We start from the raw sequence: 13,643 nt of genomic DNA, 5'->3' as shown, positions 1-13,643 counted from the left end.
CTTGCTGGTCTACCTGGATCAAAACTACGCCAGCCGCATGGCCAAGCACCGCCTGGGCCAACGGGGACACGAGGCCTTCGGCGAGCTCTACCTGGCCCTGAAGGGCCGGGTCCTGGCCCCTCCAAGCCCCTTCCACGCCCTGGAAACCCTCTTCCCCATCCGGGGTCCCGAGGAAAAGGCAGGCTACCTGCTACCCGCCATGCAGGACCTCTTCTCCGAGCTTTCCCAGGGGTACTGGGTGCGCCCCTGGCAGGAGGTGGCCGTCCGCCAGGAGCGGGGGCTTTCCCCCGAGGATTTCCTCTGGCGGGGGGGAAGCTGGGAGACCCCCGCCGACCTCTCCCCCTTCCAGGGCCTGCCCGAGGCCCTGAGGGGCCTGCCCTACCGGGAGGCCCTCGAGGGTGCCCTTAAGGAGATAAAAGGGCGCACCGGGCTCAAGGAGGTGCCCTTCGTGCGCCTGTTGGCCGAGCTCCTCGCCCGCATGGCCTCGGACCTAAACCGCAAGCCCCGCCCTTCCGACCTTTTGGATGCGGTCATGGCCGCCACCGTCTACCCCTACGTGGACCTCCTCCTCACCGATCGCTACCTGCGAGGCCTTCTGCCGGGGAAAAGCGTGGGGGGGAGGCGAAGGGAAGTCATGGCCCTAGTCCAAAGGTTCCGGGAAGGGGTAGACTCCTCCTCGTGAAGGGCATCCGGGACCCCAAGCTCTGGCCCATCGCCGAAAAGGTGGAGGCTGGCGAACGCCTCACCTTTGCGGAAGGGCTCATTCTCTACCAAACCCGGGACCTGCCAGGCCTCATGCGCCTGGCCAACCGGGTGCGGGAGAAAAAGCACGGGCACAAGACCTACTTCGTCCACTCCATCCGCGTTTCCCAGACCAACATCTGCTACGTGGGCTGCACCTTCTGCGCCTTCCAGAGAAAGTTCGGGGAGGAGGGAGCCTGGGACTGGGATGTGGAGGAGGTGGTGGCCTGGGTGAGGGAGCGGTACCAGCCCGGCCTCACGGAGATCCACCTGACGGCGGGCCACCACCCCAAAAGGCCCTTTTCCTACTACCTGGACCTGGTGCGGGCCCTAAAAGCGAGCTTCCCCGGGGTCCAGGTGAAGGCCTGGACGGCGGCGGAGATCCACCACTTCTCCAAGATCGCCCGCCTCCCCTACAAGGAGGTGCTCCAGGCCCTTAAGGAGGCGGGGCTGGACGCCATGCCGGGGGGCGGGGCGGAGATCTTCGCCGAAAGGGTGCGCAAGGAGATCGCCCGGGCCAAGGTTTCCGCCGAGGGGTGGCTTTTGATCCACCGGACCGCCCACGAACTCGGCATCCCCACCAACGCCACCATGCTCTACGGGCACATAGAAACCCTCGAGGAGCGCCTGGACCATATGGACCGGCTCCGCCGGCTCCAGGACGAAACCGGGGGGTTCATGAGCTTCATCCCCTTGGCCTTCCAGCCGGACGGCAACCTGCTGGCAAAGCAGCTCGGCAAGCGGGAGTTCACCACCGGACTGGACGACCTCCGCAACCTGGCCGTGGCCCGGCTTTATCTGGACAACATCCCCCACATCAAGGGGTACTGGGCCACCCTGACCCCGGAGCTGGCCCAGGTTTCCCTGGACTGGGGGGTCACGGACATCGACGGCACCCTGATCGAGGAGCGCATCGTCCACATGGCGGGAAGCCCCACCCCCAAGGGGCTATCCAAGAGGGAGCTTGCGGAGATCATCCGCAAAGCGGGGCGGATCCCCGTGGAGCGGGACGCCCTTTACCGGGAGATCCGGGTCTGGGACAGCGTGGCGGCTCCTCTGGCCGAGGGAGGTACCCAAGGGGCCTGATGATCTACTCCTTAGGGGTTCCCCTCTACGCCAACACCGCTCCCCTTTACCATTTTCTGGAGGCCAACGGCTGGGCCCTCCGCTACGGGGTCCCCTCGGAGCTCAACCGCATGGTCCTCTCGGGGGAGGTGGGGCTTTCCCTGGTTTCCAGCTACTTCTACCTGGAGCACCAGGAGGAGCTCGGGCTCCTTCCCGACTTCTCCGTGGCCGTGCTGGGGCGGGTGTACTCGGTGAACCTGTTCCACAAGGGAGGGCTTGCGGACCTAAGGCGGATCGCCCTCACCACGGAGAGCGCCACCAGCGTGGAGCTCCTGAAGCTCCTCTTAAGGGAACGGGGGGTCTTCCCCCGGTACGAGAACCGGGAAGGAGGGCTTGAGCTCCTTGACGAGTACGACGGGGTCCTGCTGATCGGCGACAGGGCCATAAGGGCCTACGCCAGCCTTCTAGACCACCTCCCCGAAACCCCCCACGCCCTCCCCACCCGCTTCGGGGAGGTGGAGGTGGTAGACCTCTCCATGCTCTGGTTTGAGCGCACCCACCTTCCCTTCGTCTTCGCCGTCTGGGCCTACCGCAAGGAAACCCCTCCCCCCCAGGAGCTGGTGCGGGCCTTAAGGAGGGCCCGGCGCCAGGGGCTTGCCCGGCTGGGGGAGGTGGCCGAGGCCGAGGCCCGGCGGCTTGGCCTCCACCCCGCTTGGGTGGAGCACTACCTCTGGAACTTCCGCTACCACCTGGAGGAGCCCGACCGCCTGGGCCTACAGGCCTTCGCCCAGGGCCTGGGCCTTACCTTCTCCCCCAGCTACTATCCGGGATAATGCTTGACAGACTATAGCACTATGGATACTATACCCTTGGGCCTCGAGCCCAAGGAGGTTCGGAAATGCGTTGGAACCTAGACCCAGCCCACACCAGCATCGAGTTCGCCGTGCGCCACATGATGATCGCCACGGTTAAAGGCACCCTGAACCTTAAAGAGGGCTTTGTGGAAACCGACGAGGCGGGGAGGCCCCTCCGGGTGGAGGCACGGCTGGACGCCAAGAGCATCCATACCGGCGTGCCGGACCGGGACAACCACCTCCGCTCCCCTGACTTCCTGGATGCGGAGAACTTCCCGGAAATCCTGTTCAAAAGCGAGCGGATCACCCCCCTGGGAGAGGGACGGTACCGGGTGGAGGGGGAACTCACCATCCGGGGCGTCACCCAGCCCCTTTCCTTTGAGGTGGAAACCCATGGCCCCGCCAAGGACCCCTGGGGCAACGAGCGCGTGGCCGCCCACTTCGAGGGCAAGCTGAACCGCAAGGACTTCGGCCTCACCTGGAACGTGCCCCTGGAGCTGGGCGGGGTCCTGGTGGGCGAGGAGGTGCGCTTCAGCGTGGACACCGAGGCGGTGAAGGCCCAGGAGGCGGTGGCCCAGTAATGGCTTTCCCCAGGCGGCTTTCCTCCCTAAGCCTAAGGGTGCGGGACCTGGAGGCCGCCTTGGCCTTTTACCGGGACCTTTTGGGCCTAAAGGTGGAGGCGGACCCACCCCGCTACCGGCTGTTCCCCGAGGGGGAGGGGTTTCATCTGGAGATCCTCCACGACCCCCAGGCCCTCCCAAGGCCCTACCCCTCGGTGGGCCTCTACCATTTCGCCCTCCTCCTGCCCGACCGGAAGGCCCTGGCGCGGGTGGCCCGGAAGCTCCTAAGCGCCCCGGTTCACTTTGAGGGCGCGGCGGACCACGGCGTATCCGAAGCCCTGTACTTCCGCGATCCGGAGGGGAATGGCCTCGAGCTCTACCGGGACCGGCCCGAGGGGGAGTGGCCCAAAGGACCCTTGATGTTCACCGCTCCCTTGAACCTGGAAAGGCTTCTTTCCGAGGCTCCAAGCCCCGGCCCCCTTCCCCCCGAGACCCTCCTCGGCCACCTGCACCTCCACGTGGAAAGCCTCGAGGAAGCCGAGGCCTTCTTTGCGGGGGAACTGGGCATGGAGGTCACCCTGCGCACCTACCCCGGGGCCCTCTTCTTCGCCTGGGATGGCTACCACCACCACGTGGGGACCAACATCTGGGCGGGAAGGCGGAAAGCCCCCCCAGGGGCCACCGGGCTTCTGGGCTACACCCTCCTGGACCCCTGGGGCCGGGAGATGACCCTCAGGGATCCCACAGGGGCAGAGGTTCGCCTTTCAGCTCCAGGGACCAAGGCCCCTGCGCCCTCTTGACAGGGGTTTCCACCTTAACTAAGCTTAGGGGCAATATGCGGACCTCTGGGCGCTACTTCGGCTTTTATTATCCCGCCGGGGGCGCCCTGCGGTCCGCATAGGGTTTTTCCGCAAGAGGGCGCCCCCAAAAAGGGGGCGCCCAAGGCTTTTAGGAGGCCAAGATGCTGATCGTGATGAAGCGGGGACACACGGAAGCGGAGCTGGATGAGGTCATCCGGGAAATCGAGAAGGTGGGGTACCGGCCCCATGTTTCCCGGGGGGTGGAGACCACCCTGGTGGGGGCCATTGGCCGGGGGCCCACCCCGGAGCTGATGGAGCACTTCCGCGCCCTTCCCGGGGTGGCGGACGTCATCCCCATCTCCAAGCCCTACAAGCTGGCGAGCCTCGAGGTCCAGCCCTTCCCCACGGTGCTGGAGTTCCCCACGGGCAAAACCGGAGGCGACCACGTCCTCATCGCCGCCGGACCCTGCGGGGTGGAGTCCCGGGAGCAGACCCTCAAGGCCGCCCGCTACGTGAAGGCCCACGGGGCCGCCATGCTCCGGGGCGGGGCCTTCAAGCCCAGGACCAGCCCCTACGCCTTCCAGGGCCTGGGGGTGGAAGGCTTAAAAATCCTGGCGGAGGCCCGGCGGGAAACCGGGCTTCCCGTGGTCACCGAGGTTCTATCCCCAGACCAGGTGGAGCTGGTGGCGGAGTACGCCGACGTCCTGCAGATCGGAGCCCGCAACGCCCAGAACTTCCCCCTGCTTCAGGCGGTGGGCGAGGTGGGGAAACCCGCCCTCCTCAAGCGAGGCATGAGCATGACCCTGGAGGAGTTCCTGATGAGCGCGGAGTACATCCTCTCCCGGGGCAATATGCAGGTGATCCTGGTGGAACGGGGCATCCGCACCTTTGAGAAGGCCACCCGCTACACCCTGGACGTGGCGGCGGTTCCCGTGCTCAAGAGCTCCACCCACCTTCCCGTCTGGGTGGATCCCTCCCACCCCGCAGGCCGACGGGAATGGGTCATCCCCCTGGCCCTGGCGGGGTTGGCCGCCGGGGCGGATGGCCTCATCGTGGAAACCCACCCCGAGCCCGAAAAGGCCCTCTCCGATGCGGCCCAGCAGCTTCACGAGCTGGAGTTTGCCGAGCTCATGGCCAAGGCCCGGCGCCTGGTGGAGGCCCTGGGCAAAACCCTCTCCGCACCGGTTCTGGGATGAAGCCCCTTTTCGCCAAGGTGGGCATCTTCGGCGTGGGGCTTCTGGGCGGGAGCGTGGCCCTGGGGCTGAAGGAGCGCTTCCTGGCCGAGGAGATCCACGCCTACGACCAGGATCCCGAGGCCCTGGAAAAGGCCCTTTTCCTGGGGGTGGCGGATCGCGTGCACCCCACCTTGGGACCCTGGGTAGGGGAGCTCCAGCTCGGCGTCCTGGCCGCCCCTGTGGGGGCCCTGGTGGAGCTGGGGAAAGCCCTGGCCCCCTTCGCCAGCCCGGAAAGCCTCTGGACCGATGTGGGCAGCGTCAAGGCCAAGGTGGTGGGGGCCCTGGAGGGCCTTCTCCCCCACTTCCTGGGGGGCCACCCCATGGCGGGAAGCGAGCGGGCCGGGGTGGGGAATGCCCACGCCGGCCTTCTCCAAAACGCCATCTGGGTCCTAACCCCTACCTCACGAACCAGCCCCCGGGCCAAGGAGGGGATCCGGAAGCTGGTGGAGGCCCTGGGGGCCTACCCCTTGGAGATGACCCCGGAGCTTCACGACAACTTGGTGGCCCGCATCTCCCACCTGCCCTACCTCCTGGCGGTGGCCCTGAACCGCCTGGTGGCCCAAAGCCCCCACCGGGACCTCCTGATGTTCTTGGCGGCCGGGGGCTTCCGCGACCTCACCCGGGTGGCCTCGGGATCCCCCAGGATGAGCCGGGACATGGTGGTGGAGAACAAGGAAGCCCTCAAGGAAGCCATAGAGGAGCTAAGGGAGGTCCTCTGGGAACTGGAGGGACTTCTGGATGAACCCGAGGCCCTTCTGCAGGCGGCGGAGGAAGCCAAGCGCACCCGGGATAGCCTTCCCATCGTGCGCCGGAGCCTTCTTCCCGAGATGCACGATCTGGTGGTCCAGGTGCCGGACCGCCCCGGCCAGATCGCCAGGATCGCCACCGCCTTGGGGGAGGCCGGGGTCAACATCAAGGACATCGAGGTCCTCACCATCCGGGAGGAAGCCGGGGCCATCCGCCTGGGCTTCGGCAGCCGGGAGGAGCGGGAAAGGGCCCGGGAGGTGCTGGCTCAGGCAGGGTACCGCCTGCCCTAAAGACTCCGCTCCACCCGGTCCTTGCCCCCTTCCTTGGCCAGGTAGAGGGCCCGGTCCGCTTTTTGGAACAGATCCTTCAGGTCCCCCTCGTACACCGCCACCCCGAAGCTCCCCATTACCCCTAGGCGCTTGAGGCCCTGCCTGAGCCTCTCCGCCACCTGCACGGCCTCCTCTCCAGGGGTCTTGGGAAGGAGGAGGGCGAACTCCTCCCCGCCCCAGCGCCCCACCAGGTCCCCCTGGCGCACGTGGGCCACCAGGTACTGGGCCACCTCCTTGAGAAGGCGATCCCCTTCCTGGTGGCCGTAGGTGTCGTTCACCTGCTTGAAATCGTCCAGGTCCAATAGGACCAAGGCAAAGGGTGCCTCCCCCCGTTCCACCCGCGCCGCCTCCCGCTCCAGGGCCATCTCCAGGGCCCTCCGGTTGGGAAGGCCGGTGAGGGGACAGGTGAGGGCCTGCTCCCGCCAGAAGCGCATCTGACCGTGGAGCTCGCGGAAGCGCACCAGGAGGAAGGTGAGGCCCACGAGGATCATCTGGCTCACGGCAAAGTGGGGCCAGAAGTCCAGATCTCGGCCCAGCAGGAGCGGGGTCAGGACCAAGACCCCACCCCAAAAAGCGCCCAAGAGGTGCCCCAAGGACCAGGGAGGATAGGCAAGCCCGGCCAAAAGGTACAAAGCGGGGCTGAAAAAGCCAACCAGGGGCCAGCTATCCCCGACCCGCCACATTTCAAAAAGCAGATACGCCCCCAGGGGATGGAGGAGCAAGCGGGGGGCCAGCTTGGGACCCCGGCTCAGGGCCCAAAGGGCGGAGAGGATGAAAAGGCAGTAGAGGAGAACCTCCAGGCCCCGGGGTGGAAACATCCGCATTTGCAGCAAAAGGCCCAGGGCCATCCCCACCCAGCTGGCAAGGTAGAAGAACCGGCCCCGGCTATCCATGCTTCCAGAGTAGACCGGTTCCTGTTAAAACCCCGTGAAAGGAATCTGGGCTAGGGTAGGAGCTTCCCCGGGTTCAGGATGCCCTCGGGATCCAGGGTGGCCTTGACCGTGCGGAAGGCCTCGAGGGTAGCCTCGTCCACCGCTTCCCTCATGAACTCCCGCTTCATGAGGCCGATCCCGTGCTCCCCGGAAAGGACGCCGCCATGCCTGAGGGCCACCCGGGCAATCTCGTGGGCCAGCTCCCACACCCGCTCCTCGCTTTCCCTTCTCGGGTCAAAGAGGATGTTAGGGTGCAGGTTTCCATCCCCGATGTGGCCGAACTGGGCCACCACCAGGCCGTAGGCCTCCCCCAAGGCGGAAATCTCCTGCACCACCTGGGGAAGATGGCTTCTCGGCACGGCGATGTCCTCGTTGACCCGCTTGGGGCGGATGCGGCCCAAGGCCGGGCTCACGCTCCGCCTGGCCCGCCAAAGGGCCTCCGCCTCCCTTTCATTCCGGGCCCTTTGCACCCTGGCTCCAAGGCTGGCCGCGGTTTCCTCCACCAGGGAAAGCTCCTCCTGGACCACCTCGAGGTCATCCCCATCGGTTTCCGCCAGGAGGAGGGCGTGCCCCCGGGGAAGGCCCATGCCCAGGTAGTCCTCCACGGCGTTCACGCAGATGGGGTCCAAAAACTCCAGCCTGGCGGGCACCGCCCCCCGGGCGATGGCCTGGGAAACCGCCTGCGCCAGGGCACCCACCTCGGGGAAGGCCGCCATCAGGGTGGCCCGGTACCGGGGCAAGGGAAGGAGGCGCACCCGCACCCCCGTGATGAGGCCCAGGGTTCCTTCCGAACCGATGAGGAGGCCAGGCAGGTCGTAGGCCTGGCGGCCCAGGCGGTGAACCTCGCCCCAGGCATCCACGAACTCCAGCTCCAGCACATAATCCCCCGTGACCCCGTACTTGAAGCAAAGGGGTCCCCCGGCGTTCTCCCCCAGGTTTCCCCCCAGGGTGCTGGTGCGCCACGAGGCGGGATCGGGGGGGTAGAAAAGCCCGTAGGGCCTGGCCTCCTCCGAGATCCTGGCCGTGGTCACCCCGGGCTCGGCCCAGGCGGTGCGGCCCCTGGGGTCCAGCTCCAGGCGGGTCATGCGGGTGAAGGCCACCACGAGGGCTCCCTCCTCGGGCACCGCCCCGCCGCTCAAACCGCTTCCCGCACCCCGGGCCACCAGGGAAAGACCATGCTTGCGGGCCAGGCGCACCAGGGCCTGCACCTCCTCCCGGGATTCGGGCAGGACCACCGCCAGAGGCTCTGGCCCCACCAGGATGGCGTCATAGCGGTAAACCCCTTTTTCCGAACGGGAAAGAAGCACCCTGGGCCCAAAGAGGGTCCTGAGCTCGGAACGGACTGCCTCGGCCAGGGAGGGTAACTTCCGGACCCCCATGCCCTAAGGCTACCAGGCAGGGTCGCAGGAGGAAGAGGAGTCCGGGCGGACCCGGTTGGCCGCCCGCACGAAGGACCCCGCCAAACCCCCGGTATACCCCTTTAGCCAAAGCCTCCGGTCGGGCAGGGGCTCCACGATGATCCCCTGGGGCCTCAGGGAAAGGCTTCCAGGCGAGGTAAGGGATACCGCCAGCACCTCTCCCTCGGGGGTCACCTCCAACCAACCCTTTACCCATCCCGCACGGATGGGGCCAGAGAGGGCATACCGCTCCTCAGGGCGGGCCTGGTCCGGGGTCAATCCCTCAGGAATCCAGAAAAGCTCCACCTTGTCCAGCCTTCCCTCCAGGTCAAAGGCGAAGTCCACCCGGGTGTTGCCGGCGGTGCAGTAGGTGCCTTGCGTCCTCAAGCCCGTGATCCGGTGGCCCGGGTAAACCACCTCCAGGGTCAGGGTGCAGGCGGAAAGGAAAAGGGACACCAGCACAAGGCCCCGCATACCCTTATGCTTCCCCGACCCCTCAGAAAGGGGCTTTGTCCCCGCTAAAGGCCCCTTTAGACTTGGAGGCATGGCCTACTGGCTCTTGAAATCCGAACCCGAGGTGTACAGCATCCTCGACCTCCAACGGGAGGGAAGGGCCTTCTGGGACGGGGTGCGCAACTACCAGGCCCGGAACTACCTGATGCAAATGCAGGTGGGAGATCTTTGCTTCTTCTATCACTCCAACGCCAACCCGCCGGGCATCGCCGGGCTCTGCCGGGTGGTGGGCACCCTCCTCCCCGACCCCACCCAGTTCGACCCAGAAAGCCCCTACTTCGACCCCAGGGCCACCCGGGAAAAGCCCCGGTGGTACACGGTGGAGGTGGAGTTCCTCGAGGCTTGGCCCCTCATTCCCCTGGAGGAGCTCAGGGCCTGCTTCCCTAAGGACCACCCCCTGGTGCGAAAGGGGAACCGGCTTTCCGTGATGCCGGTTCCCCCGGAGGTGGCCGAACGGCTTATTGCGCGGAAAGGGTGCCGATGATCTTGAAGAGGGGCAGGAACATCCCCGCCACGATCATGCCCACGATCACGCCCAGGAAGATGATCATGAGGGGCTCGATGGCGGCGGTGAGGCTGGCCACCGCCTCGTCCACCTCCCGCTCGTAGAAGTCGGCGATTTTGGAAAGAAGGGTGTCCAGGGCTCCCGTCTCCTCCCCGATGGCCACCATGGAGCTCACCATGGGGGGGAAGACGAAGGGATGCTGGGCCAGGGTGAGGTTTAAAGGCTCCCCTTGCTGGACCTTGAGCTTGGCCGTGTCCACGATCTCCTCCACCACGCTGTTGCCCGCCGTCCCCTTGGTGATGTCCAGGGACTCCACGATGTTCACCCCGCTGGAAAGGAGGAGGGCCAGGGTCCGGGAGAAGCGGGCCACGGCGGTCTTGCGGTTGAGGTTGCCGAAGACGGGGACGCGGAGCTTGATCCGGTCCACCACCCTCCGCCCCTGGGGGGTACGGTAGTACCAGCGGTAGACGAAGAAGAGGACCACCGCCAAAAGCACGAGGGGCAACGTGGCTGCCCGCAGGAAGTTGGAAAGGGCGATGAGGAACCGGGTGAGGAGGGGGAGCTCCGAGCCGAGGTCCGTGAGGATCTGGGCGAACTGGGGCACGATGCCCGTGAGAAGAAAGTAGGCCACGCCCACGGCGAAGACGAAGACGATCACGGGATAGGTCATGGCGCTACGGATCTTGCCCCTGAGCTCCAGGTCCTTCTCCAGGAAGGTGGCCAGGCGGTCCAGGATCACGTCCAGCCCGCCCGAGGTCTCCCCGGCCCGCACCAGGTTCACGTAAAGCCGGGAGAAGAGCTTGTGCTTGGCCAGGGCATCGGAAAAGGCCATGCCCCCTTCGATGTCGGTGCGGACCTTCTTAATGATCTCCCGGAACTTCTTGTTCTCGGTCTGCCTTTCCAGGATGGAGAGGGACTGCAAAAGCGTGAGCCCCGCCCCCAGCATGGTGGCCAGCTGCCGGGAGAAGATGGCCAGGTCCTTCAGGCCAGGACCCCTCTCCAGGGCAGGAAGGCGCACCTCGGCCTGGAGGCCCCTCCCCGGCTCCTTGATCTCGGCCACGAAAAGCCCCCGGTCCCTCAGGAGCCTGGCGGCGGTGCGCAGGTCCTCCGCCTCGATGGTGGCCTCCACCAGGCGGCCCTGGCGGTCGCGGGCCTTATACTGGTAGACTGGCATGGTAGAAGTATACCAGAAGGAGCTACAGGAGGCGGCGGAAACCCTTCGGCGTGGGGGCCTGGTGGCCTTTCCCACGGACACCGTCTGGGGGGTGCTGGCTCGGATGGAGGACGAGGCCGCCTGCCGGCGCATCTACGAGCTTAAGGGACGTGAGGAGGGAAAGCCCCTCCAGGTGCTGGTGGCGGACCTGGAAAGCGCCCTTAAGCTTGCGGACCTCGGGAAGCTACGGGATAAGTTCCTGCGCCTGGCGGAGGCCTTCTGGCCCGGGGGCCTCACCGTGGTGGTACCGGGGCAAGGAATCCCCCCCTGGATCAGCCGGGATGGTTCCGTGGGGCTGAGGATGCCGGACCATGTCCTGCTTCGGGAGCTTCTCCGCCGGGTAGGCGGGTATGCCGCGGCCACCAGCCTCAACAGGAGCGGCGAGCCCCCGGTGCGCACGGAGGCCGAGGCCCGGGCCTTTGCCGTGGACTACGTCTTCCCGGGGGAGGCCATGGGCTTGGCCTCCAGCGTGGTGGACCTGCGCACGGGCCAGGTGCTGCGGGAAGGGGCCATCCCCAAGGAAGCCCTTCTGCCCCACCTCCAGGATGCCTAGCCTGAAGGCGGAGCTTCTTGCGGTGCTCTTCGCCGCCGGTAGGCCCGTGGCCCTGAAGGAGCTCAAGGCCCTGGGCCACCCCGAGGAAACCCTCCTCCGCACCCTCAAGGCCCTCGAGGCGGACCTAAGGGACGGGGAGCTGGGGGTAGCCCTGGAACGGGTGGCGGGAGGATGGCGGCTGGTGGTGCACGAAAGCGCCCTGGAGTCGGTGGAAAGGGTCCTCAAGCCCAGCCCTCCCCGCCTCTCCAAGGCGGCCCTGGAAGTCCTGGCCCTCATCGCCTACCACCAGCCCGTGGCCCGGGCGGAGCTGGAGGCCATGCGGGGGAAGAGCGTGGAGGGCGTGCTGGAAAGCCTACTGGAGCGGGGCCTGATCCGGGTGGTGGGGGAAAAGGATGCCCCGGGCCGGCCCAAGCTCTACGGCACCACGGAGCGCTTCCTGGAGGTGTTCGGCCTGGAAAGCCTAGAGGACCTCCCGCCCCTCGAGGACGGCCCACCCCTCCTCCTCCGGGGCTAAGGCCTCCCGGGCGGGGATGGGAAGGGGGCTATAGAGCTCGTTCTGCCGCACGAAGGCCAAAAGAAACCGGCCGAGAAGGCGCATCTGGCTTTTGTGGGCGCGGATGGCCTTTTCCTTTAGCCTAACCTCCTCCTCGGTGAGGGGAAAGCGCCGCCAGGGAAGCCCCCTACCCCGGGGGGGCGGGTAAAGGGGAAGCCGGGGATGGAGGCCTTTGGGCAAGGGGTACTGGTACCCTCCGTGGATGAGGTAGTACTCCAGCTTATCCTCCATGCCCAAGGAGGCCGCCGCCTGCATGCCGAAATAACCCGTGGCCTGGTGGTCCCGGTGGGCATCCAGGGGGCTTGGCAGGAGGATGCGGGTGGGCTTGAGGGAGGAGAGAAGCTCCACCAGGATAGCCTCCAAAGCCTTCCCCGTATAGGGAAGCCCCAGGCGGTAACACCCACGGTAGGCCACCGCCTTAAGCCCCGTGTAGGGGCTTTCGTAGGGCAGGTAGTAGTGGGTGGTAAAGAGGGCGAAAAGCCCCTGGTCGGGGAAACCGAGGAAATAGGCGCTTCCCCGGGGAAGGCCCAGGGCCTCGAGGCCCCGCCAAGCCTCCACCATGCGCCTTAAGGCCAGGCGGCGCATGGCCTCCTTGGAGGGCAGGGGGCTTCCCGCAGCCAGGTCAAAGGCATCCCCCGAGGTAAGGTAGACCACGCTCACCCGCCCCCCTGCCTCCAGGGTGCGGCGCATCAGGCCCGCCGCCGCCAGCACCTCGTCATCGGGATGGGGGGCCAGGACCAGAAGGTGCTCCCCTGGCCCCGGCCCCGGGGCCAAGGGTAGCCTTCGCACCCGCAAGGAAGTGGCGAGGGCGTGGTAGTAGGCGAAGATGAAGCGCCCGTTGACGAAGGCCCACACCCCCAGGGCCGCAAGGACAAGCCCCACCCGCTCCGCCCAGAGGAGGCCGAGCCAAAGCCTGAGGGCCTCCGCCAGAAACAGGTAGAGAGCCAGAAGGAGGAGAAGCCACTGCCAGGGAGCCAGGCGGCGCACGAGGGGCATTTTACGGGCTAGAGTGGTCCTGTGGTCCTGCGCCCCGCCGAGGAAAAGGACCTCTCCGCCATCACCCGGCTTTCCCACGGCACCCTCCTTCTGGGCCGGGCAGGGCCCTTCGTCTTTCCCAGCCGGGAGCTTTGGGGGGAACTCTTCGTAGCCCCCTACCTGCGGCGGGGGTGCTGCAACAGGGTGGCCGAGGAGAAAGGAGAGATCCTGGGCTACATCCTGGGCGCCTGCTCGGACCTTCCCCTTACTCTCTACCTCCTTCCCCGAGTGCCCTTCCTCCTCCTGAAACTCCTCCTCGGCCGCTATGGCCCGCCCTTACCCCACCTCCGGTACCTCCTCAGGCTCCTCCTGTACCGGGGCCCCAAGGCCCCGAAGAGGCTTTACCCCGCCCACCTGCACATCGCCGTGGACCCCAAAGCCCAGGGCAGGGGAATCGGCAAGGCCCTGCTGGCCGAATTCCTGGAATGCCTCAAAGAAAAAGGGGTAAGGGGCGTGCAGCTTTCCACCACCCGGGCCAACGCCGCCGCCAGGAAGCTTTACCAGAGCCTGGGCTTCCGCCTCTACGCCAAGCGGGCCAGCCCCTTCTGGGCTCCCTACCACGGCCACCCCGTGGTCCACGAGGTCTGGGTCAAGGAACTTTAGAGAAGGCC

General features: G+C 66.7%; 16 protein-coding genes. 11 read left to right on the top strand and 5 right to left on the bottom strand.

Features of this window, described 5'->3' with window-relative positions; translation table 11 throughout:
• The first annotated feature begins 1 nt into the window (after position 1).
• From KQ693_RS06530 to KQ693_RS06500, 7 genes are all read left to right on the top strand, one after another.
• Positions 2-682, top strand: coding sequence for a hypothetical protein (locus tag KQ693_RS06530; protein ID WP_219759428.1), 681 nt, complete (start codon positions 2-4; stop codon positions 680-682).
• Entirely contained in the window at positions 679-1,827 is a 1,149-nt protein-coding gene (mqnE, locus tag KQ693_RS06525) for an aminofutalosine synthase MqnE (protein WP_219759427.1), read from the top strand. Before KQ693_RS06530 ends, mqnE begins: the two co-directional genes overlap by 4 nt.
• Positions 1,827-2,639: a menaquinone biosynthetic enzyme MqnA/MqnD family protein gene (locus KQ693_RS06520; protein WP_267262315.1), complete on the top strand. Its 813-nt coding sequence runs from the start codon at positions 1,827-1,829 to the stop codon at positions 2,637-2,639. The genes mqnE and KQ693_RS06520 overlap by 1 nt, the downstream gene beginning before the upstream one ends.
• Before the next feature lie 65 nt (positions 2,640-2,704).
• Positions 2,705-3,241 carry a YceI family protein gene (locus tag KQ693_RS06515; protein ID WP_219759425.1) on the top strand — a complete coding sequence of 179 codons (537 nt, stop codon included), beginning with the start codon at positions 2,705-2,707 and terminating at the stop codon, positions 3,239-3,241.
• Positions 3,241-4,020, top strand: coding sequence for a VOC family protein (locus tag KQ693_RS06510; RefSeq protein ID WP_267262314.1), 780 nt, complete (start codon positions 3,241-3,243; stop codon positions 4,018-4,020). Before KQ693_RS06515 ends, KQ693_RS06510 begins: the two co-directional genes overlap by 1 nt.
• A 161-nt stretch (positions 4,021-4,181) precedes the next feature.
• The gene (aroF, locus tag KQ693_RS06505) at positions 4,182-5,216 is read left to right on the top strand and encodes a 3-deoxy-7-phosphoheptulonate synthase (protein WP_267262313.1); all 1,035 of its coding nucleotides are present in this window, start codon (positions 4,182-4,184) and stop codon (positions 5,214-5,216) included.
• A complete protein-coding gene (locus tag KQ693_RS06500) occupies positions 5,213-6,292 on the top strand; it encodes a prephenate dehydrogenase/arogenate dehydrogenase family protein (RefSeq protein WP_267262312.1) in 1,080 nt (359 codons plus the stop codon). Before aroF ends, KQ693_RS06500 begins: the two co-directional genes overlap by 4 nt.
• On the opposite strand, the gene KQ693_RS06495 is transcribed toward KQ693_RS06500, so the two are convergent.
• The 3 genes from KQ693_RS06495 to KQ693_RS06485 are packed head-to-tail and all read right to left on the bottom strand — an operon-like array spanning position 6,289 to position 9,134.
• Positions 6,289-7,224 (bottom strand): GGDEF domain-containing protein, encoded by a 936-nt coding sequence (locus tag KQ693_RS06495; protein WP_267262311.1) that lies wholly within the window; start codon positions 7,222-7,224, stop codon positions 6,289-6,291. The genes KQ693_RS06500 and KQ693_RS06495 overlap by 4 nt on opposite strands.
• Before the next feature lie 50 nt (positions 7,225-7,274).
• Positions 7,275-8,642 carry an FAD-binding oxidoreductase gene (locus tag KQ693_RS06490; protein WP_267262310.1) on the bottom strand — a complete coding sequence of 456 codons (1,368 nt, stop codon included), beginning with the start codon at positions 8,640-8,642 and terminating at the stop codon, positions 7,275-7,277.
• A gap of 9 nt (positions 8,643-8,651) precedes the next feature.
• Positions 8,652-9,134: a hypothetical protein gene (locus KQ693_RS06485; protein ID WP_267262309.1), complete on the bottom strand. Its 483-nt coding sequence runs from the start codon at positions 9,132-9,134 to the stop codon at positions 8,652-8,654.
• 70 nt (positions 9,135-9,204) lie between these two features.
• Here KQ693_RS06485 and KQ693_RS06480 point away from each other — a divergent pair, with 70 nt between their 5' ends.
• Positions 9,205-9,657 carry an EVE domain-containing protein gene (locus KQ693_RS06480; protein WP_267262308.1) on the top strand — a complete coding sequence of 151 codons (453 nt, stop codon included), beginning with the start codon at positions 9,205-9,207 and terminating at the stop codon, positions 9,655-9,657.
• On the opposite strand, the gene pilC is transcribed toward KQ693_RS06480, so the two are convergent.
• Positions 9,632-10,852, bottom strand: coding sequence for a type IV pilus assembly protein PilC (gene pilC, locus KQ693_RS06475; protein ID WP_219759417.1), 1,221 nt, complete (start codon positions 10,850-10,852; stop codon positions 9,632-9,634). The two genes, KQ693_RS06480 and pilC, sit on opposite strands and share 26 nt — an antisense overlap.
• Here pilC and KQ693_RS06470 point away from each other — a divergent pair.
• Both KQ693_RS06470 and scpB read left to right on the top strand, forming a co-directional pair.
• The gene (locus KQ693_RS06470; protein ID WP_267262307.1) at positions 10,851-11,444 is read left to right on the top strand and encodes an L-threonylcarbamoyladenylate synthase; all 594 of its coding nucleotides are present in this window, start codon (positions 10,851-10,853) and stop codon (positions 11,442-11,444) included. The two genes, pilC and KQ693_RS06470, sit on opposite strands and share 2 nt — an antisense overlap.
• Positions 11,437-11,958 (top strand): SMC-Scp complex subunit ScpB, encoded by a 522-nt coding sequence (scpB, locus tag KQ693_RS06465; protein ID WP_219759415.1) that lies wholly within the window; start codon positions 11,437-11,439, stop codon positions 11,956-11,958. The genes KQ693_RS06470 and scpB overlap by 8 nt, the downstream gene beginning before the upstream one ends.
• Here the strand turns inward: scpB and KQ693_RS06460 are convergent.
• On the bottom strand, positions 11,905-12,984 hold the full coding sequence (locus KQ693_RS06460) for a PIG-L deacetylase family protein (protein WP_267262306.1): 1,080 nt from the start codon (positions 12,982-12,984) through the stop codon (positions 11,905-11,907). The genes scpB and KQ693_RS06460 overlap by 54 nt on opposite strands.
• Positions 12,985-13,020: 36 nt before the next feature.
• Here KQ693_RS06460 and KQ693_RS06455 point away from each other — a divergent pair, with 36 nt between their 5' ends.
• The gene (locus KQ693_RS06455; RefSeq protein ID WP_219759463.1) at positions 13,021-13,635 is read left to right on the top strand and encodes a GNAT family N-acetyltransferase; all 615 of its coding nucleotides are present in this window, start codon (positions 13,021-13,023) and stop codon (positions 13,633-13,635) included.
• The last annotated feature ends 8 nt before the right edge of the window (positions 13,636-13,643 follow it).

This window comes from Thermus brevis, assembly GCF_026427635.1.
Taxonomy (GTDB): Bacteria; Deinococcota; Deinococci; order Deinococcales; family Thermaceae; genus Thermus; species Thermus antranikianii.
This window is presented reverse-complemented; position numbering and strand designations above follow the sequence as displayed.

What these genes read in the sequence shown, in the direction of transcription:
- KQ693_RS06520 (WP_267262315.1), top strand. Translation starts at nt 1,827, where the DNA reads ATGATCTACTCCTTAGGGGTTCCCCTCTACGCCAACACCGCTCCCCTT.
- KQ693_RS06515 (WP_219759425.1), top strand. Translation starts at nt 2,705, where the DNA reads ATGCGTTGGAACCTAGACCCAGCCCACACCAGCATCGAGTTCGCCGTG.
- KQ693_RS06510 (WP_267262314.1), top strand. Translation starts at nt 3,241, where the DNA reads ATGGCTTTCCCCAGGCGGCTTTCCTCCCTAAGCCTAAGGGTGCGGGAC.
- aroF (WP_267262313.1), top strand. Translation starts at nt 4,182, where the DNA reads ATGCTGATCGTGATGAAGCGGGGACACACGGAAGCGGAGCTGGATGAG.
- KQ693_RS06500 (WP_267262312.1), top strand. Translation starts at nt 5,213, where the DNA reads ATGAAGCCCCTTTTCGCCAAGGTGGGCATCTTCGGCGTGGGGCTTCTG.
- KQ693_RS06495 (WP_267262311.1), bottom strand. Translation starts at nt 7,224, where the DNA reads ATGGATAGCCGGGGCCGGTTCTTCTACCTTGCCAGCTGGGTGGGGATG.
- KQ693_RS06490 (WP_267262310.1), bottom strand. Translation starts at nt 8,642, where the DNA reads ATGGGGGTCCGGAAGTTACCCTCCCTGGCCGAGGCAGTCCGTTCCGAG.
- KQ693_RS06485 (WP_267262309.1), bottom strand. Translation starts at nt 9,134, where the DNA reads ATGCGGGGCCTTGTGCTGGTGTCCCTTTTCCTTTCCGCCTGCACCCTG.
- KQ693_RS06480 (WP_267262308.1), top strand. Translation starts at nt 9,205, where the DNA reads ATGGCCTACTGGCTCTTGAAATCCGAACCCGAGGTGTACAGCATCCTC.
- KQ693_RS06470 (WP_267262307.1), top strand. Translation starts at nt 10,851, where the DNA reads ATGGTAGAAGTATACCAGAAGGAGCTACAGGAGGCGGCGGAAACCCTT.
- pilC (WP_219759417.1), bottom strand. Translation starts at nt 10,852, where the DNA reads ATGCCAGTCTACCAGTATAAGGCCCGCGACCGCCAGGGCCGCCTGGTG.
- scpB (WP_219759415.1), top strand. Translation starts at nt 11,437, where the DNA reads ATGCCTAGCCTGAAGGCGGAGCTTCTTGCGGTGCTCTTCGCCGCCGGT.